Raw genomic sequence first — 17,802 nt, forward strand, 5'->3', positions numbered from 1 at the left:
CGCCACGTGATTGTTTCGCACCCGGCGCCGCGGGAACTCCAGTGATGGAGTCGATCGGAGGTGATCTGCGTGCCTGCCCGCGAAGAACTCCCGTCGACGCTGCGGCGTTCGCCGAAGAAGGCGCAGGAAACCTGGATCAAGGCGCACGACAGCGCGGTCGAGACCTACGGCGAGGGCCAACGGGCACACCGGACGGCCTACGCGGCCCTCAAGCACCAGTTCGAGAAGGTGGGCGACCGCTGGATGCCCAAGCAGCGGAGCGGCCCGTCCGACGAGCAGGCCCGCCGGGGCGCCGGCCAGCAGGAGAAGCCGACCAGCGGTGGCGTGGACGAGAACGCCAGCAAGAAGCACCTCTACGAGCGCGCCCGTGAACTGGACGTCGCGGGGCGCTCCACGATGAGCAAACGTGAACTGGTCGAGGCCCTGCGCAAGGAGAGCGACCGCCGCACCCGCAGGGCGTGAGTCCGGCGACAACGCGGCTTCCTGCGGGTTGGTGTGCCGCGGTCATGCTCCACCGTGTCGGGTCAGCGGTCGGTGTGACCAGTCGGTCCGGGCTGCGGGCGCGCGTCGTCGAGCAGCGCGCGGATGATGGTGTTGGCCGACGCGACCAGCGGCACGGCCAGCACCGCACCGCCCACCCCGGCAAGGGTGAAACCCGACGTCACGCTGAGCACCACCGCAAGCGGGTGCAGCCGGACGGCGTGCCCGAGCAGCAGCGGCTGCAGCACGTGGCCTTCCAGCTGCATGACCCCCACCACCACGGCCAGCATGATCAGCGCGGTGAACAGCCCGTTGGCCGCCAACGCGGCGAGCACGGCCAGGCCGCCGGTCACCACGGCTCCGATGTAGGGCACGAACGCGCCCAGGAAGACGAGCACGCCGAGCACGAAGGGCAGGGGGACGCCCAGCACGGCGGCGCCGATGCCGATGGCGGTGGCGTCCATGAAGGCCACCGCCGCGGTGGCCCGCACGTAGGCGACGAGCGTGCGGAAACCCGCGTGGCCGGCCTCGCGCACCCGGTACCGCAGTGGCTGCGGCACGGTGATGCGCACGAGGAAGGACCAGATCCTGGCTCCGTCGCGCAGGAAGAAGAACAGCGTGAACAGGCCCAACAGCATGCCGCCGAGGAAGCGCAGCACGGTACCCGTCGTGGCCAGCGCGGTGGTCGGCAACGCACCCCGGTCGATGCGCAGGCCCTCGGTGAGCTGCTGGAAGACCTGGTTGAGCTGCTGCTGGCTGAGGCTCAGCGGGCCGCGGATCAGCCAGGTGCGGATCTGCTCGACGCTGGCCGCCAGCTGCTCGGCCAACCCCGCCAGGCCCGCCACCAGCGTGTTGATCACCACGGCCAGCACGGCAGCGAGCGCCCCCAGCCCACCCACCAGCACCAGCACCGTGGCCAGCGTGCGGTGCACGCCCCTGCGCACCACCCAGTTGACCGCCGGGGACATCAGTGCGGCCAGCAGCGCTGCCACGGCGACCGACACGATCTCGCCGTAGAGCATCTCGAACAGCTGCCAGCACACCCACAGCACCGCGGCCAGCACCAGCAGCCGCCACCCGACGGCAGCGGCGACGCGGAGGCCGCGCGGCACCGAGCCCGCGGCCCCGCCACGGCCGTGCGCGCCGGATCCTCCCACGTCCCGTGGTTGGCCCGGAACCCTGATCGCCAAACGCCGCGCCCGTAATCCACACAAACCACCGGAACCGAATCCGGACCGCACACCGGGCCTGGAACCCGGAGGGTCGGTACCTCCGGGGGAGACGCCGCCAGAGTCGGCATCAGCCACCCAGGGCATGCCGCACCCGCAGGAACCGCCGTCGCGCGCCGCGACGTGGATCTGGCTCACGGTGGTCGCCGTCGTGGTGCTCCTGGTGGCGGCGTTCTTCGTCTTCCTCGCCGTCGGCCAGGTGCAGTGACCGGGGCGAAACACGTTGCCGCCCACCAGTTTTGCGCGCCCGCAGGTTTAACGGGCGGCCACCGGTGGGAACTCCCGGGCCGTGGGTCATCGCAACCGATCGGGGTGAGCGACATGGAACCGGCCAGGGAGAACGGGGCCGAGGGCACCGCGGAGGACCTCGACGAGGTCGTCGCGGTCACGCCCGACCCGCAACCTCGACCCGACGCGGAGCGACCCGACGCCGACGAGGTGATCACCTTGGGCTACAACTGAAACAGCGACAGGCCCAGCAATCCACACCGGAAGACCCGCCGCGTGGCGGGCCTTCCGCTGTGCTCACCGGGATTCCTTATCCTCCTCGTTACCCGGCGGCATGTCCGCCGGTAGATGCCTCGGATGCGCGCGCGGCTCCGGTTCCCGATCCCGCGGAACGGGACCGGACTCCGGCGTGATCCGGTCACCGGTCGCCTCATCGTAACCGGTGTCGTGCTCCCGGGGTTCTCGTTGCTCCACCACGGCAGACCTCCGATCCGCGTTCACCGCTGGTTGAGCCCGACAGGTGCCGCGCGCCACCCCGGCCAGGGCGCACCGCAGGTCCTCCCGGGTCGAGTCGCGGTCCCCACCGCGTTCCCGGTGCCGGGTACCACTCAAACGCAGGTGAACACCAGCCACTGGTTTGGGCGGGCTGGTCCGGGGAACGCCGGAGGGAGCAATCGACGTCCATAGGAAGGAAGCGCCATGGCACGCGCAACGAGACACACGGGCGACATCGTCGACGTCCTCACGACCGATCACCGCGAGGTGGAGCAGGCGTTCGCCGACTACGAGCGCGGTGGACTGTCCGACGAGCAGCGCCGCAGTCTCGCCGACCACATCATCACCGAGCTCGTGCGCCACTCGGTCGCCGAGGAGCAGTACCTGTATCCGGCGGCGCGGGAGAAGCTGTCGGACGGCGACGAGGTGGCCGACAAGGAGCTCCGCGAGCACGCCGAGGCCGAGGAGGTCATGAAGCAGCTGGAGGGCATGGACGTCACGGATGCCGAGTTCGACCGGCTGATGGGGCGCCTGATCCGCGACATCCGCCACCACGTGGAGGAGGAGGAACGAGACCTGTTCCCGCGGCTGCAGGAGGTCTGCAACGCCGACGAGCTGATGGACCTGGGCAACAAGATCCAGATGGCGAAGAAGGTCGCACCAACCCGACCGCACCCGTCCGCACCCGACCGGCCGCCGGCCAACCTGATCCTCGACCCCGGGGCCGGCATGATCGACCGGGTGCGCGACGCGTTGTCCGGGCGCAACCGCTGACCGACCGCCACGATGCTCGGTGAATAGCCCACGGACCAGCCGGGTACTCCGACTCCGACGGAGGCGGTTGCAGCCGCGACGAGTCCGGGTCGGCGGTCCGCCCGTCCCGCGGCGTCCGTCCTGAGTGGAGGGTTGACCGATGATCATCCTGGGCATCATCCTGCTGATTCTCGGATTCCTGTTCAACATCTCGATCCTGTGGACGCTCGGGATCGTGGTGCTGGTGGTGGGCGCGGCACTGGCCATCGCCGGCTCCACGGGACACGCGATCGGCGGGCGCAGGCACTGGTACTGAGCCGAACAGCAGCGGCCCCGCACCGGAAACCCCGGTGCGGGGCCGCTTCATGCCGGGATCGCGTCCCGGTCACCAGCTGCACCTCGCGTCGGATGTCATCGGAAGGCGCAGGTCGTTGTGCAGCTGTACCGACGCCTGCCAGTAGCGCCCGGCGTCGATGACCGCGTGGGCGAACTCGTCCGGCCGCACGGTCAGTGCTTCAGGGCCTGCCGGAGCGCGTCGGCCGGGTGATCCTCGGTGGCCTGTGCCGCAGCTCCGCCCCACGCAGTCGGCGAGGCGGCGGCGGTCAGGCGTGGCTGCGGTGCCTGCCGTGAAAGACGAGCCGGTAGATCCCCAGCAGGATCAACGAGCCGATGATCGCCCACACGAAGCTCATCACGTTGAAGCCGGTGACGCCTTCGGCGCCCATCAGGGTGCTGCCGAGCCAGCCGCCGAGCAGACCACCGGCGATGCCGATCAGCATCGTCACGAAGATCCCGCCGGGATCGCGGCCAGGCAGGATGAACTTGGCGATCGCCCCGGCGATCAGGCCGAACAGGATCCAGCTCAGGATGCCCATGACCATGTCCCTTCCGTTCGGGTGCGGTGGCCTCTGGGGTTCCCCGTCCACCCCGGCACCATGCCTGGTGGCCTCGAAGCAGCCCGGTCACACCGGTGGCAGCTGCTGTTCGACGTCCAGCAGCGCGGCGAACGGGTCGCCCCGGCTCGCCAACCGGTCCAGCACGGTGCGGATCGTCCAGCGGTCCGGGGCCAGGTCGGGGTCGTCGAGCTCGTCCCACTCCAGCGGCACCGAGACCGGCGCGCCCGGCCGGGGTCGGGCGCTGTAGGGCGCGACCAGCGTCTTGTTGATGACGTTCTGCGTGTAGTCCAGCCGGGCCAGTCCGCGTCGGTCCTGCTTGGTCCACGCCCAGCTGACCAGTTCGGGAACGGTGTCGCCGACCGCCCGGGAAACCTTCTCCGTCCAGGCCCGGGTCTCGGCGTAGGTGTAGCGCGGCTCAACCGGCACCCAGATCTGGATGCCGCGCTGGCCGGTGACCTTCGGTCTCGCCTCGACACCGAGGTGGTCCATCGCGGTGCGGTGCAGCCGCGCGAGCACCAGCACGTCACCGAAGGACGTCCGGGGGCCCGGATCGATGTCGAACAGCGCCCATGTCGGGTGCTGCACGTCGTCGATGCGGGAGGTCCAGGCGTGCAGCTCCAGCGCGCCGTAGTTGGCCAACCACGCCAGTGCCGGCACGCTGTCCGGCACGATGTACCACTGGGTGTCCTCCGGATCGGCCTGCGGGTAGCGCCAGCGGCGCAGCCAGGCGGGCGCGTGGTCGGGCACCTCCTTGTGCCAGAAGCCGGGTTTGTCCACCCCGTCGGGGAAGCGGTGCGAGTTCAGCGGCCGGTTGACGAGATACGGCAGCATGACCGGGGCGATCAGCGCGTGGTAGCGGATCAGGTCGCGCTTGGTCACCGGCGGCTCGTCGCCGCGCGGCGGGAACAGGACCTTGTCGAGGTTGGTCAGCGCCAGCTTCCGCCCGCCCAGCTCCCAGGAGCCCTTCTTGCCGAGCTTGTCCAGCGCGGCCAGCTCGTCGTCGGTGGGCAACTCCCAGCGGGGCCGCTTCCGGCGGCGCGTCCGGTGCGGACCGCCCCCGCCGCGCAGGTCGATCTCGGCGCGGGCCGGCGGCAGGTCGCTGCGCCACATCGCGTCCGGGTCGGCGGCGACCTCCTCGTTGGTGCGCCCGCTCTTGACCGACTTCGGGTGCGTCTCGGGATCCCACCCCGGCTCGGCGTGGTCGTCGTGCTTGTGCAGCAACAACCACTGCTCGCCCTCGCCGCGCCGCACCAGCACGAACCGGCCCGCCAGCTTCTCGCCGTGCAGGTCGAAGTGCAGGTTGCCGGCGGCGATGGCGGCGACCGGGTCGTCGGTGTCCACCGGTTCCCAGGTGCCGCGGTCCCAGACGATGACGTCCCCGCCGCCGTACTCCCCGGCCGGGATGGTGCCTTCGAAGTCGGCGTACTCCAGCGGGTGGTCCTCGACGTGGATGGCCATCCGCCGCGCCTTCGGATCCAGTGTCGGGCCCTTGGGCACCGCCCAGCTCACCAGCACCCCGTCCAGTTCCAGCCGCAGGTCGTAGTGGCGACGCCGGGCGCGGTGGCGCTGCACAACGAAGCGGTTGCCGTCGCCGCGCGCGGTGTCCTCCCCGCGCGGCTCGGCCGTGCGGTTGAAGTCGCGCATGCCGCGATACCGGGCGAGGCTGTCGCGCCGTCTCCGCTGCGCATCGTCCACCGCCCCGGCATACCCCCTGCGCGCGGATCGCACAAGCCGACCACCCGCCGACTCCACATCGGACCGGCGGTGCGCGACGCGTCAGCGCAGCTCGACAAGCTGCCCGTCGGCCGCCACACCGGCGCCGGCGGCGTGCACCTCGGCCAGCTCCGGCGAGTCCGGGTGGGCCAGCGGGTTGGTGTTGTTCAGGTGGGTGAACATAAACCGCGTCCGCGGGCGGCGGGCGATCTCCGGCAGCGACGCGCACACCGGCAGGTGCCCCATGCTGCGCGCGGGCCGGTCGCGGCCGGAGGTGCGGGTCAGCTCGTCCTCGGTGAAGAACGTGCCGTCCAGCAGCACCACGTCGGCGCCGTCGACGACCTCCGCGAACGCGGCGTTCCAGTCCGGCAGGCACGGCGCGTAGACCAGGCTGCGGCCGGTGGCGGTGTCGGTGAAGCGGTAGGCGACCACCCAGTCGCGCCCCGCCAGCCCTGCGGCGTAGCGGGGGCGCTTCTCGCCGACTCCGGTGGCGCGCGCGGTGAGCCCGCCGGGCAGCTCCAGCTCGCCGGTCACCACCTCCTGCCGCAGGTCGGTGTAGGCGGAGATCATCCCGGTCACCGGTTCCAGCGCCCGGTGCACCGCGGCCGTCGCGTACAGCCGCAGCTGCTCGGCCTCGCGCAGCGTGACCAGCCCGAGTGCGTGGTCCAGTTCGGCGGTACTGAGCAGCACCCCGGCGATCGGGGTGCGCCGAGTGCCCGGCGGCGGCTGCAGCTCGGGGGTGGTCAGCAGCTGGGTGCGCAGGTCCGGTGCGGCGTTGACCAGGAACCAGGTGGCGTCGTCGCCGCTGACCGCCAGGCAGTCCTGGGTGCGCCACTGGCCGGTTTCCCTGGCGTGCAGGCAGCTGCGGCACCCGCAGTTCCACTGCGGAAGGCCACCGCCGGCCGCGGTGCCGAGGACGCGGACGCGCATCACCGCCGCCTCGGCACCGCGGATTCGGGTCGGCGGCGTGAGCGCTGCGCCCCGCTGCTGGCTGGTTCGTGACCGGGGCTCACGGGCGCTGGCCAACTCCGGTGGCGACCTCGTGCCGGCGTCCGCCCGGGATCCTGGCGCGCAGCGGTGGCGTTTGCGCACCGGCGGATGCGCGCAGGCCCCGCAGGAAGGCGGCGACCGCGTCGGTGGCGCTGTGCCGCGGTGTCCAGCCCAGCTCCTCGCGGGCCCGGCGGGTGTCCATGATGGGCAGTCGTAGGAACGTGTCGAACAGGCCCGGGGACGCCGGGACCAGGTGCAGATTCCACGCCGCGGTGAGCGCCGCCTTCACCGGAGCGACAGGCACGTCCAGCGTGCGGCTGCCGAACAGGTCGGCCAGCACACCGGCGTTGATCACCGGGTTGGCCGCGATGTTGAACGCGCCGGAGACGTCGGACAGCGCCGCCAGCCGGTACGCCTCGCCGACGTCCTCGGTGTGCACCGCCTGGAACCGCATCCCCGACGGCATCGGCAGTACCGGCAGCAGGTCGGGCCGGACCAGCCGGTCCATCAGCAGTGGCCCCAGGAACAGCCGCCGCTGCTGGGAGGCCGACTCCGGTTTGAAGCAGAACGCGGTGCGCAACCGGACCACCCGGATGCCGGAGTGCTGGCGCTCGAACGCGTCCAGGCAGCGCTCCAGGTACGCCTTCTCCAGGCCGTAGGCCGCCACGGGCCAGCCGTGCGTGGGCCACGACTCGTCGACCGGCCGCTCCGCGGGCCCCGGGCTGTAGGCGGCGATGGACGAGGCGTGCACGAGCGTCGGCACCCCGGCGGCCGCCACCGCCTCGAACACCCGGGTGCTGCCGATGACGTTGTTGCGCCAGGTGGTGACCGGGTCGTGCGTCGGCTGGAACAGCCACGCCAGGTGGATCACCGCGTCGGCATCCTGGAAGTGCTCGGCCAGGTCGGCGTCGAGCACGTCGGCCCGCTCCCACCGCGTTTTCGGGCCCGCGACGGCGGGTTCCCGCCGAGACAGCGCGACGACCGCGCCGACCTGCGGGTCGGCGGTGAGCGCCTCGACGACGCTGGTGCCGATGTTGCCCGTTGCCCCCACCACGACCACGCGCCGGGGTTTGGCAGCCGAAGTCATTCCGTCCCCTCCGCACTCGCCGGGTACTGGCCCTCGGTTTCCCGCCCGCGCCGCGGGCAAACAGCGTCCCCGCCGCCGATTGACCGCCGCCTGCCCGGGGTACAGCGGAGGCTGTGCGGCGACTGCGAGGCCGTGCGGGTCGATGCGTTTGCTGAGGTGCGGTGATGGCGGAACGGGTGGCGGACCATGTGCTGACGCGGTTGCGGGAGTGGGGAGTGGAAACCGTCTTCTCCTACGCGGGTGACGGCATCAACGGACTGCTGGCCGCCTGGCAGCGGGCGGACGACCGCCCCCGCTTCATCCAGGCGCGGCATGAGGAACTGGCCGCGCTCGAGGCGGTCGGCTACGCGAAGTTCTCCGGCCGGGTGGGGGTGTGCGTGGCGACCTCCGGCCCTGGCGGGATCCACCTGCTCAACGGCCTCTACGACGCCAAGCTTGACCACGTGCCGGTGGTGGCGATCGTCGGCCAGCAGCCGCGGTCCGCGCTGGGCGGCGCCTACCAGCAGGAGATCGACCTGCTGTCGCTGTTCAAGGACGTGGCCAGCCAGTACGAGCAGATGGTGACCGTGCCCGAGCAGCTGCCCAACGTGCTGGACCGGGCGATGCGCACCGCGATCGCCCGTCGCACCGTGACGGCCGTGATCATCCCGGAGGACGTGCAGGAACTGCCATACTCCGCGCCCGGTCACGAGTTCAAGATGGTCCCCTCCAGCCTCGGTGTGCCGCGGTCGCAACCGGTGCCACCGCGCGAGGACCTGCACCGTGCCGCTGGCGTGCTTAACGCCGGACAGCGGGTGGCGATCATGGTCGGGCAGGGGGCCGCCGGTGCGGTCGACGAGGTGATCCGCACTGCTGAAACCCTCGGGGCCGGGGTCGCGAAGGCGCTGCTGGGCAAGGACGTCCTCTCCGACGAGCTGCCCTTCGTCACGGGCGCGTCCGGGCTGCTGGGCACCCGGCCGTCCTACGAGCTCATGCGGGACTGCGACACGCTGCTGATGATCGGTTCCAGCTTCCCGTACAGCCAGTTCCTGCCCGAGTTCGGGCACGCCCGCGGCGTGCAGATCGACATCGACCCGAGCTTGATCGGCATGCGCTACCCGTTCGAGGTCACCCTGCTCGGCGACGCGCGGGCGACGTTGCGGGAACTGCTGCCGCTGCTGCGGTGCAAGGAGGACCGCACGTGGCGGGAGAAGGTGGAGCGCAACGTCCGGCGCTGGTGGGAGACCATGGACCGGCGGGCGGCGGTCTCGGCGGACCCGATCAACCCGGAGCGGGTCTTCGCGGAGCTCTCGCCGCTGCTGCCCGATGACGCCATCGTCACCGCCGACTCGGGATCGGCGGCCAACTGGTACGCGCGGCACCTGAGGTTCCGGGGGAGCATGCGCGGCTCGCTGTCGGGCACGCTGGCCACGATGGGGCCGGCTGCACCGTATGCCACCGGGGCGAAGTTCGCCCACCCCGACCGGCCGGTGTTCGCGCTGGTCGGCGACGGGGCGATGCAGATGAACGGGATCAACGAGCTGATCACCATGGCGCACTACTGGCGCGAGTGGTCCGACCCGAGGGTGGTCGTGGCGGTGCTCAACAACGGTGACCTCAACCAGGTCACCTGGGAGCTGCGCGCGATGGGCGGTGCGCCGCAGTTCCTGCCGTCGCAGCGGCTGCCGGACTTCGGCTACGCGGCCTTCGCCGAGCTGGCCGGGCTGCGCGGGGAGAAGATCACCGAACCGGACCGGGTGCGGGGCGCCTGGGAGCAGGCGCTGCAGGCGGACCGGCCGTGCGTGCTGGAGTTCGTCACCGACCCTTCGGTGCCGCCGATCCCGCCACACGCCGAAACCGACCAGATGGAGAACGTGGCGGCGGCACTGCTCAAGGGCGACCCGGCGGCCTGGTCGGTGGTCAAGGAGGGTGTGAAGACCAAGGTCCAGGAGTTCGTCCCGCACCGCGACCGCTAGCGCCTCCCGCGGTGCATCACGGTACGCGGCACCCCGTCTGATGGGACGGGACACGAGAACGTTGGGAGGCCAGTAGTCCGATCAGTCGCCCACCATCCTGGTGATCAAGATCAGTTTGCTGGTGCGCCTTTCACGCACCGCAATACGGTCGGCCTACCGCGTGCTACGCACCATGGGGCGTGAAGGTGTGATCTCGGTTGACTCAACACCGGAACTCGCGGCTCGAGTGCGTGGTGTCGCACGAGCATCTGCCGTTTCCAATCCGGTTTTCCACTTCAGAAAAAATCCCACCCCTGTTCGGGTTGATCTGCGCGGCGGTCTCCTGACCTTCCCAGCCGAAGTCCTGCGCCAGGTAGGGGTTGCGACGAGTTTCTACCGCAACTCGCCATTCGCGGACATCGCGCGGCACTGGGCCCAGGTCCGCTACTGTGCCGCCCTTCGGAGGACGCCGAAGAACCTGCTGGTGCTTTCCGAGGAGGGAGGTGAGGTCGTCCATCACCACAAGGTGGCCCAGACCGAGCACCTCGGCATCGGGTTCGCGCTGGTGATCGCTCAGGAAGTCCTTGGCAGGCAGTACCCGGGATGGGAATTGAGCCCGGTCGACGTGGATGTTGCGTTGGGCGCAGGGCTTCCAGGTGTCGGGTCGGTGCGGCTGTCCAATACCGCGAAGCGTCGTCCCGACTACTTCCTCGTTGGTCGTCGCACGGACGGTATCGGTGGCGCGAAGGTCGTCGTGCTCGAATGCAAAGGCACCCATGCCACGGCCCAGTTCGCGGTCAAGCAGCTCGCGAAGGCATGCATCCAGGTCGAGGCGGTCGAAGTCGGTGGTAAGACGCCGCAATCCCTCATGGTCGCCATGTGCTTGTCAAGAGCCGGGGTAACCGCCTACGTGCTCGATCCGCCAGGGGAGGAGGATCTGTGGGCTGGCAGCTCAGCAGAGATGGATGAGCTGTTGGCAGAGGACCTCGGTGACCCACCAGAAGCTTTCGAACGGCGGCTCCCGACGGCGCAGGAGCTGGAGATGCGAAAGGCGGCTCTGGAGAGTGCTGACCGCGATGCGGATCAGCCTGCCGACCTCGACAGTATTCCACCCGACGAAGTCGCTGAGGTAGAGGCTCCGGAAGTGGTGAACATGCCGGAACGGAGTCGGACATGGTTCATCCGAGTGCTCGCGCGTGCCGCTGCCTCGGCTGCCCTGTGGTATGCAGGCGAGGGCGACGCCGCGGCGATGTACCAACCCCGGCCGGTGCGGCCAGCGAGCGAGGAACGAGAGCTTCCTCTGGAGGAACTCGTGGCAGAGGTGAGTACGGCGACGCATTTCGAATTGCCTGGTGGCATAGGTTTCCGGGGCACCCAGTACGTCATGCCGTTGCCGGGTGGCGGTGTCTTGCAGGTTCAGCGGGGCATTGAGAACCGGCTGTACGAACAGTTGGTTGAACGCCGTCTGGGGGTTACCTTCGATCCGCGCACGAATTGCGCAACCGTTGGGTGGGTACTTCTCGGCGGGCTGCCTCGGCTGACGATGCCATCTCGATCGGCCGTGACGGAACGATCCTCCGCATGCGGATCAGCAGAGGTAGCGGGCGCGGGGACGTCTGAGGTGTGGTTCTCGCGGTCACCGAAGTTCGTGCGAGTTTCCGGGTGGCTCTGCGTGGGGTTGAGGGCCACGCCGCGGGAAGGAGGTTTCGTGGATTCCGCGTCCGCACAGTCTGGTCGACCGGGTGCCCTGTGCGGCGGGCTCGTGGCTCCGGGCACCGAGCTGCCGCCGCTGGAGCTGCCGCCGATCAGCCGCACCACTCTTGCGCTGTTCGCGGGAGCTTCCGGCGACCACAACCCGATCCACATCGACATCGACAACGCGCGCAGCGCCGGGTTCGACGACGTCTTCGCGCACGGCATGCTGTCGATGGCCTACCTGGGGCGGCTGCTGACCGGCTGGGCGCCGCAGTCGGCGCTGCGCTCCTTCCAGGTGCGGTTCGTGGCGATCACCCCGGTGCACGGCAGGCCGACCTGCACGGGCCGGGTGGTCGAGGTCGAGGAGTCCGGTGGCGAGCGCCTGGCGCACCTGGAGCTGGCGGTCACACTGGAGGACGGCACCGTGACCCTGCGCGGCAGCGCCGTCGTCGCGGTGACCTGATAGTCCACAGTGGATTCCGGCGGAGTGTGCTCCGCTGTGGACGTTGCCGCTTTCGTAGAATCGCCCCGTGGAGCTTTATCGCGGTGCGCTGGACGCGGGCGCGGATCAGGCGTTGGAGATCGCGGTGGCGCATGCGATGCTGCGGCGCGTCAGCCGGGGCGAGTCCGGCCCGGCGCTGCGGGTGTACCGGCCAGGCGCGCGGGTGGTGGCCTTCGGGCGGCGTGACACCCTGCTGCCCGGGTTCCCGGCCGCGGTGGACGCCGTCCGCGCCGCCGGGTTCACCCCGGTGCTGCGCGCGCCCGGCGGCCGAGCGGTCGCCTACACCGAGCGGTCTCTGGTGGTCGACCACGTCGGCCCCGACCCCGGCCATCTGGCGGGAATGGAAGAGCGGTTCGTGGGCTACGCCGAGCTGTGGGCCGGGGTGCTCGTGGAGCACGGCGTGGCCGCCCAGATCGGCGCCGTGCCCGGTGAGTACTGCCCGGGCGCGCACAGCGTCAACGCGCGGGGCCGGGTGAAGCTGGTCGGTACGGCGCAGCGCATGGTGCGCGGGGCGTGGCTGTTCAGCGCGGTGGCGATCTTCGACGACGCCGACCTCCTGCGTCCCCTGCTGACCGAGGTCTACCGGTGCCTGGACCTGCCGTTCGACGGCGAGTCGGTCGGCTCGGTCCACGACGAGGCCAGCGGGCTGTCACTGGAGCACTTCGAGGCGGCGGTCGTCGACGCCTACCACGAGCGGTTCGGCCTGATCCCGACGGACCTGCCCGAGCAGACCCTCGCCAGGGCGCGGGACCTCGTCGACGACCACCGCGTCTAGGCGACCGACGTTGCGGCCCGTGCCCAGGGCCGGAGGCGATGTCCGGACGGTCCGCGTGTCGTCGCCTCGGCCACGCAGTTCGAAGGAGCCAGACCTCCGGCGGCGCGCCCCGGAAGGCGGCGACACGTCGGTGCCCCGGGCAACCCGGGAGCGGGTGTGCACGTCCTCAGGGCAGGAGATCCGCTCAGCACGGAGGCTGTCATGACCCGGACACTGCTCGTCGGCGTCGCCGCAGCGGCTCTGCTGCTCCCCGGTGGCGCACCGGCGCTCGGCCAGGAACGCGGTGTCACCGCCGACATGGACGGCGACGGGCGGCCGGACCCGGTCTCGCTGCAGCAGGTTTCCGACAGCTCGATGCTGCTGCGGGTCGGGCTACCGGGGGAGTTCGTCGACGCCAAGGTGCCCGGCAACGCCGGTGGGCGGCAGCCCGTGCCGGTCGACGTCAACGGCGACGGGTTCGACGAGGTGCTGGTACCCGAAGCGGTGGGGGCGAACACGGTCACCTACGTGGTGTGGGCGTACTCCGCCGAGGCGGGCCTGTTCGGTGTGCCGCTACGCGACGGTGCGCCGTGGCGCATCTTCGAAGGCGGCGGGGCCACGGCGGTGTCGACCTACGGGTGCGGCCCAGGGCGGCCCGGCCGGGTCCTCGACAGCGTCAACGCCTACCTCGCCGACGACGGCGGCTACCGGGGTGAGCGGGTGACCTACCAGTTCGCCTACGGCGTGGCCGGGGAGGTGTACCGAATGCCGATCTCCGGTGTGGGGCGCGACGATCCGGCGCTGCAGGCCGATCCGGCGACCTGCGCGCCGCTCGACGGGCGGTGAGCCACGACCGGGTCGCCGTCGGCACCTCGTGACCGCGGCCGCAGCGAGCCGGCCCGGCACGCGCCGGAGTGAGATCGCCGGGGTTGTTCCCGGCTACCGCCAGCCCGGCGGCAAGGATGTTCTTCGCGGCGTTGTGGTCCCGGTCGTGCCGGGTGCCGCAGTCCGGGCACGTCCAGTGCCGGACGGAGAGCTTCAGGGTGGCCAGCTGGTGTACGAACGCCAGCGGCGCGGTCTGCTTGGCCAGCGTGAGCGTGCCGTCACGCAACCGGAACGCGCTGCGGGTGTCGTGCGCGGTGTGGCGGCCGGTGCGGGATTTCAGACCGCGGGTAGCGGGCGCGTCCGGCGAAGAAGTTCCCCAAACGCGGTGTGCTGGTGCCGCAGCGTCTGCTGCAACGGCACCGACGACACCTCCGACAACAACGCCAGCTCGCTGGTTTTCTTCCACGCGGTCAGCGCGGCGGGCACTGCCGGTGGTGCAGACGGCGGCCGGGCCGGTGCGTGACGACAACGCGGGACTCCCGGTGCCGCGACCCGTGCGCTTGGGATGCGATCCGGCGTGCCTGACCAACTTGACCCAGATACCCCCCTAGGGTATAAATCCAGGTGTGACGACCCGGTGCCGACCGGGACGGTCGAAGTCGAAAGGAATGTACGGATGAGCCAGACGACCTATCACGTGACCGGCATGACTTGCGGCCACTGCGTGCAGTCGGTGACCGAGGAGGTCGGCGCCCTCGACGGCGTGACCGGCGTCAAGGTGGACCTGCCGACCGGCGCGGTCACCGTCACCAGCGCCAAGGAGCTCGCCATCGACGACGTGCGCGCCGCCGTCGAGGAAGCCGGGTATCAGCTGGCCTCATGAGGCCGCTCAGATCCAAGGATGTGACATGAACGCAGCAGGGAAGCTCTCCGCCTACGGTGTGGCGCTCGCCCTGGTCGCAGGGGGCGGCTGGGGTCTGGGCACCGCCGTCGGTCCCCTCGCCGGTACGACCGGTGCGCGCGGCGCGGAGGACGCCGGGCACGGGGACAGCCACAGCGGCACCGTCGCGGGGACCGCGCAACCCGACCAGCCCGCCGGGCTGGCGTCGTCCAGGGGCGGTTACACCCTCACGCCCACCGACACGACGCTGGCTGCGGGAACCACCACTCCGTTCTCCTTCCGCATCACCGGGCCGACCGGCCAGCCGATGACGCAGTTCGAGGTCGAGCACGACAAGCGGATGCATCTGATCGTCGTGCGCCGGGACACGGCCGGCTACCAGCACGTGCACCCCGAGATGGCCCCGGACGGCACCTGGACGGTGCCGCTGGAGGTGACCCGGCCGGGCAGCTACCGGGCCTTCGCCGACTTCACGCCCACCGGCGGCGAACCCACCACGCTGGGTGTCGACCTGGCTGTCGCTGGTGACTTCCAGCCCGTCGCCTATGCTCCCTCGCGGATCGCCGACATCGACGGGTACCAGGTGCGGCTGGGCGGCGACCTCGTTACGGGGACGTCGACGGTGACACTCACCGTCACCAGAGACGGGCGCGAGGTCACCGACCTGCAGCCCTACCTGGGGGCCTACGGGCACCTGGTGGCGCTCCGCGCGGGCGACCTGGCCTACCTGCACGTGCACCCGGACGGCGCTCCGGGGGACGGCCGGACCCGGCCCGGGCCGACCGTGACCTTCCACGCGGAGGTCCCGTCGGCCGGAACGTACCGGCTGTTCCTCGACTTCCAGCACGAGGGCCAGGTCCGCACCGCCGAGTTCACGGTGCCCGCCGTGACGCCCGGGACCGGCGACAGTCACGGCGCGCACGGCTGACCGGCGACGAAGGAGCACGCGACATGACTTCCGAAGTGCAGCACCCGGGCCCGCTCGCCGGGCAGCGGGTGGAGCTCTCGATCAGCGGGATGACCTGCGCCTCCTGCGCGGCCCGCATCGAGCGTAAGCTCAACAAGCTCGACGGCGTCACGGCCACGGTCAACTTCGCCACCGAGAAGGCCACGGTGCAGTTCCCGGCAGATCTGGACCCGCAGCGGCTGGTCCAGGAGGTGGAGGCCGCGGGCTACTCCGCGGCCCTGCCCGCCCCCGCAGCGGAGCCCCCGGCCGCGGCGGGCGACGCCGACGACCCGACGCGGCCGCTGCGCCAGCGGCTGGTCGGCTCGGCGGTGCTGGCCGCGCCGGTGATCGTGCTGGCGATGGTCCCCGCCCTGCAGTTCACCTACTGGCAGTGGATCTCGCTGGCGCTGGCCGCGCCGGTGGTGCTGTGGGGCGCGTGGCCGTTCCACGCGGCCGCGTGGCAGAACCTGCGCCACGGCTCGGCCACCATGGACACGCTCATCTCGATGGGCACCCTCGCGGCGTTCCTGTGGTCGCTGTACGCGCTGCTGTTTGGCACCGCGGGCACGCCCGGCATGACGCACCCGTTCGAGCTGACCATCCAGCACATGAGCGGCGACGGCTCGATCTACCTCGAGGTCGCCGCCGGGGTGACCACGTTCATCCTCGCCGGGCGGTACTTCGAGGCCCGCTCGAAGCGGCGGGCCGGGGCGGCGCTGCGGGCGCTGCTCGAGCTCGGCGCCAAGGACGTCGCGGTGCTGCGCGGCGGGCGAGAGGAACGCATCCCCGTTGAGCAGCTCGCGGTCGGCGACCTGTTCGTGGTGCGGCCGGGCGAGAAGATCGCCACCGACGGCGTGGTCACCGAAGGCAGCTCCGCGGTCGACGCGAGCATGCTCACCGGCGAGTCGGTGCCGGTGGAGGTCGGCCCCGGTGACGACGTCGTGGGCGCCACCGTCAACGCCGGCGGCCGGCTGGTCGTGCGGGCCACCCGGATCGGCTCGGACACCCAGCTGGCGCAGATGGCCAAGCTCGTGGAGGACGCGCAGACCGGCAAGGCGGCGGTGCAGCGGCTGGCCGACCGGGTCTCCGCGGTGTTCGTCCCGGTCGTGATCGCGCTGTCGGTGGCCACGCTCGGCTTCTGGCTCGGCTCGGGCGGTACGGCCACGGCGGCGTTCACCGCGGCGGTGGCGGTGCTGATCATCGCCTGCCCGTGCGCACTCGGCCTGGCCACGCCGACCGCGCTGCTGGTGGGCACCGGCCGGGGCGCCCAACTGGGCATCCTGATCAAGGGCCCGGAGGTGCTGGAGTCCACCCGCCGCGTCGACACCGTGGTGCTGGACAAGACCGGCACCGTCACGACCGGTCAGATGACGCTGCTGGAGGTGCATGTCGCCGACGGCACGGACCCCGACGAGGTGTTGCGACTGGCCGGGGCGCTGGAGGACTCCTCGGAGCACCCGATCGCCCAGGCGATCGCCCGGGGCGCCCGGGAGCGGGTGGGCGAACTGCCCGCGGTGGCGGAGTTCGCCAACGTCGAGGGCCTCGGCGTGCAGGGCGTCGTCGACGGGCACGCGCTGCTGGTCGGGCGCACGGCGTTGCTGGCCGAGTGGAGCCAGCACCTGCCGCCGGAGCTGGCCGAGGCCAAGGAGGCGGCCGAGCAACGAGGCCGCACCGCGGTCGCGGTCGGCTGGGACGGCGCCGCGCGGGCGGTGCTGGTCGTCGCCGACACCATCAAGCCCACCTCGGCCGAGGCGGTCCGCCAGCTGCGCGGGCTCGGGTTGACCCCGGTGCTGCTGACCGGCGACAACGAGACCGTGGCCAGGTCGGTGGCCGCCGAGGTCGGCATCGACGAGGTCCTCGCCGAGGTGCTGCCGAAGGACAAGGTCGACGTGGTCAAGCGGCTGCAGGCCGAGGGCAAGGTCGTGGCCATGGTCGGCGACGGCGTCAACGACGCCGCCGCGCTGGCCCAGGCCGACCTCGGCCTGGCCATGGGCACCGGCACCGACGTGGCCATCGAGGCCAGCGACCTGACGCTGGTCCGCGGCGACCTGCGGGTCGCCGCCGACGCGATCCGGTTGTCCCGCCGGACCCTGCGGACCATCAAGGGCAACCTGTTCTGGGCGTTCGCCTACAACGTGGCGGCGCTGCCGCTGGCCGCGGCGGGGTTGCTCAACCCGATGATCGCGGGTGCGGCGATGGCGTTCAGCTCGGTGTTCGTGGTGGGCAACAGCCTGCGGTTGCGCGGCTTCCGCAGCGCCATCAGCGGCCCGGGAACCTCGCTGGCCGAGGTGACCGCGAAGGAGCCCGTCGCGGCGAAGTAACGAAGTGAAGACGGTCGTGCCCGTCGAAAAGCCGTCGGCGGGCACAACCGCGT

General features: G+C 71.2%; 17 protein-coding genes and 1 pseudogene. 12 read left to right on the forward strand and 6 right to left on the reverse strand.

Annotated features, from left to right (window positions below; genetic code table 11):
• Window positions 1-69: 69 nt before the first annotated feature.
• Window positions 70-462 (forward strand): ChaB family protein, encoded by a 393-nt coding sequence (locus IEY17_RS13990; protein ID WP_188987824.1) that lies wholly within the window; start codon window positions 70-72, stop codon window positions 460-462.
• Between the two features lie 62 nt (window positions 463-524).
• Here IEY17_RS13990 and IEY17_RS13995 read toward each other — a convergent pair whose 3' ends face one another.
• On the reverse strand, window positions 525-1,637 hold the full coding sequence (locus IEY17_RS13995) for an AI-2E family transporter (protein ID WP_229680145.1): 1,113 nt from the start codon (window positions 1,635-1,637) through the stop codon (window positions 525-527).
• 25 nt (window positions 1,638-1,662) lie between these two features.
• Between IEY17_RS13995 and IEY17_RS14000 the strand changes: the two genes are divergently transcribed.
• From IEY17_RS14000 to IEY17_RS14015, 4 genes are all read left to right on the forward strand, one after another.
• Window positions 1,663-1,917, forward strand: coding sequence for a DUF6480 family protein (locus tag IEY17_RS14000; RefSeq protein WP_268240348.1), 255 nt, complete (start codon window positions 1,663-1,665; stop codon window positions 1,915-1,917).
• A 113-nt stretch (window positions 1,918-2,030) separates the two neighbouring features.
• Window positions 2,031-2,171 carry a hypothetical protein gene (locus IEY17_RS14005; RefSeq protein WP_188987826.1) on the forward strand — a complete coding sequence of 47 codons (141 nt, stop codon included), beginning with the start codon at window positions 2,031-2,033 and terminating at the stop codon, window positions 2,169-2,171.
• A 465-nt stretch (window positions 2,172-2,636) separates the two neighbouring features.
• Window positions 2,637-3,206, forward strand: a complete 570-nt coding sequence (locus IEY17_RS14010) for a hemerythrin domain-containing protein (RefSeq protein WP_188987827.1) — start codon at window positions 2,637-2,639, stop codon at window positions 3,204-3,206.
• Between the two features lie 139 nt (window positions 3,207-3,345).
• Window positions 3,346-3,501 (forward strand): DUF6131 family protein, encoded by a 156-nt coding sequence (locus IEY17_RS14015; protein ID WP_188987828.1) that lies wholly within the window; start codon window positions 3,346-3,348, stop codon window positions 3,499-3,501.
• A gap of 286 nt (window positions 3,502-3,787) precedes the next feature.
• Here IEY17_RS14015 and IEY17_RS14020 read toward each other — a convergent pair whose 3' ends face one another.
• The 4 genes from IEY17_RS14020 to IEY17_RS14035 all read right to left on the reverse strand — a co-directional run bounded on the left by IEY17_RS14020 (window position 3,788) and on the right by IEY17_RS14035 (window position 7,871).
• A complete protein-coding gene (locus tag IEY17_RS14020) occupies window positions 3,788-4,060 on the reverse strand; it encodes a GlsB/YeaQ/YmgE family stress response membrane protein (RefSeq protein WP_188987994.1) in 273 nt (90 codons plus the stop codon).
• An 87-nt stretch (window positions 4,061-4,147) separates the two neighbouring features.
• The gene (ligD, locus tag IEY17_RS14025) at window positions 4,148-5,776 is read right to left on the reverse strand and encodes a non-homologous end-joining DNA ligase (protein WP_268240344.1); all 1,629 of its coding nucleotides are present in this window, start codon (window positions 5,774-5,776) and stop codon (window positions 4,148-4,150) included.
• Between the two features lie 81 nt (window positions 5,777-5,857).
• Window positions 5,858-6,724 (reverse strand): pyrroloquinoline quinone biosynthesis protein PqqB, encoded by an 867-nt coding sequence (pqqB, locus tag IEY17_RS14030; RefSeq protein ID WP_188987829.1) that lies wholly within the window; start codon window positions 6,722-6,724, stop codon window positions 5,858-5,860.
• Window positions 6,725-6,803: 79 nt separating this feature from the next.
• Window positions 6,804-7,871, reverse strand: coding sequence for an NAD-dependent epimerase/dehydratase family protein (locus IEY17_RS14035; protein WP_188987830.1), 1,068 nt, complete (start codon window positions 7,869-7,871; stop codon window positions 6,804-6,806).
• A 164-nt stretch (window positions 7,872-8,035) separates the two neighbouring features.
• On the opposite strand from IEY17_RS14035, the gene IEY17_RS14040 reads away from it, so the two are divergent.
• The 4 genes from IEY17_RS14040 to IEY17_RS14055 all read left to right on the forward strand — a co-directional run bounded on the left by IEY17_RS14040 (window position 8,036) and on the right by IEY17_RS14055 (window position 13,602).
• Complete coding sequence (locus IEY17_RS14040) at window positions 8,036-9,826, forward strand: thiamine pyrophosphate-requiring protein (protein WP_188987831.1); 1,791 nt, start codon at window positions 8,036-8,038, stop codon at window positions 9,824-9,826.
• Between the two features lie 100 nt (window positions 9,827-9,926).
• Window positions 9,927-11,963, forward strand: a complete 2,037-nt coding sequence (locus IEY17_RS25430; protein ID WP_229680146.1) for a MaoC family dehydratase — start codon at window positions 9,927-9,929, stop codon at window positions 11,961-11,963.
• A gap of 67 nt (window positions 11,964-12,030) precedes the next feature.
• Window positions 12,031-12,777 carry a lipoate--protein ligase family protein gene (locus IEY17_RS14050; protein ID WP_188987832.1) on the forward strand — a complete coding sequence of 249 codons (747 nt, stop codon included), beginning with the start codon at window positions 12,031-12,033 and terminating at the stop codon, window positions 12,775-12,777.
• A gap of 201 nt (window positions 12,778-12,978) precedes the next feature.
• Window positions 12,979-13,602 carry an FG-GAP repeat domain-containing protein gene (locus tag IEY17_RS14055; RefSeq protein WP_188987833.1) on the forward strand — a complete coding sequence of 208 codons (624 nt, stop codon included), beginning with the start codon at window positions 12,979-12,981 and terminating at the stop codon, window positions 13,600-13,602.
• A gap of 148 nt (window positions 13,603-13,750) precedes the next feature.
• Here the strand turns inward: IEY17_RS14055 and IEY17_RS26095 are convergent.
• Window positions 13,751-14,047, reverse strand: a pseudogene (locus tag IEY17_RS26095) (hypothetical protein); the annotation flags it as partial.
• Window positions 14,048-14,257: 210 nt separating this feature from the next.
• Here IEY17_RS26095 and IEY17_RS14065 point away from each other — a divergent pair.
• The 3 genes from IEY17_RS14065 to IEY17_RS14075 are packed head-to-tail and all read left to right on the forward strand — an operon-like array spanning window position 14,258 to window position 17,749.
• On the forward strand, window positions 14,258-14,464 hold the full coding sequence (locus tag IEY17_RS14065; RefSeq protein ID WP_188987834.1) for a heavy-metal-associated domain-containing protein: 207 nt from the start codon (window positions 14,258-14,260) through the stop codon (window positions 14,462-14,464).
• A 25-nt stretch (window positions 14,465-14,489) separates the two neighbouring features.
• Complete coding sequence (locus IEY17_RS14070) at window positions 14,490-15,410, forward strand: hypothetical protein (protein ID WP_188987835.1); 921 nt, start codon at window positions 14,490-14,492, stop codon at window positions 15,408-15,410.
• Between the two features lie 23 nt (window positions 15,411-15,433).
• On the forward strand, window positions 15,434-17,749 hold the full coding sequence (locus IEY17_RS14075; RefSeq protein ID WP_188987836.1) for a heavy metal translocating P-type ATPase: 2,316 nt from the start codon (window positions 15,434-15,436) through the stop codon (window positions 17,747-17,749).
• Window positions 17,750-17,802: the final 53 nt, after the last annotated feature.

Source organism: Saccharopolyspora thermophila (genome assembly GCF_014646075.1).
GTDB lineage: Bacteria > Actinomycetota > Actinomycetes > Mycobacteriales > Pseudonocardiaceae > Saccharopolyspora > Saccharopolyspora thermophila.

What these genes read in the sequence shown, in the direction of transcription:
- IEY17_RS14005 (WP_188987826.1), top strand. Translation starts at nt 2,031, where the DNA reads ATGGAACCGGCCAGGGAGAACGGGGCCGAGGGCACCGCGGAGGACCTC.
- IEY17_RS14010 (WP_188987827.1), top strand. Translation starts at nt 2,637, where the DNA reads ATGGCACGCGCAACGAGACACACGGGCGACATCGTCGACGTCCTCACG.
- IEY17_RS14015 (WP_188987828.1), top strand. Translation starts at nt 3,346, where the DNA reads ATGATCATCCTGGGCATCATCCTGCTGATTCTCGGATTCCTGTTCAAC.
- IEY17_RS14020 (WP_188987994.1), bottom strand. Translation starts at nt 4,060, where the DNA reads ATGGGCATCCTGAGCTGGATCCTGTTCGGCCTGATCGCCGGGGCGATC.
- pqqB (WP_188987829.1), bottom strand. Translation starts at nt 6,724, where the DNA reads ATGCGCGTCCGCGTCCTCGGCACCGCGGCCGGCGGTGGCCTTCCGCAG.
- IEY17_RS14035 (WP_188987830.1), bottom strand. Translation starts at nt 7,871, where the DNA reads ATGACTTCGGCTGCCAAACCCCGGCGCGTGGTCGTGGTGGGGGCAACG.
- IEY17_RS14040 (WP_188987831.1), top strand. Translation starts at nt 8,036, where the DNA reads ATGGCGGAACGGGTGGCGGACCATGTGCTGACGCGGTTGCGGGAGTGG.
- IEY17_RS14055 (WP_188987833.1), top strand. Translation starts at nt 12,979, where the DNA reads ATGACCCGGACACTGCTCGTCGGCGTCGCCGCAGCGGCTCTGCTGCTC.
- IEY17_RS14065 (WP_188987834.1), top strand. Translation starts at nt 14,258, where the DNA reads ATGAGCCAGACGACCTATCACGTGACCGGCATGACTTGCGGCCACTGC.
- IEY17_RS14070 (WP_188987835.1), top strand. Translation starts at nt 14,490, where the DNA reads ATGAACGCAGCAGGGAAGCTCTCCGCCTACGGTGTGGCGCTCGCCCTG.
- IEY17_RS14075 (WP_188987836.1), top strand. Translation starts at nt 15,434, where the DNA reads ATGACTTCCGAAGTGCAGCACCCGGGCCCGCTCGCCGGGCAGCGGGTG.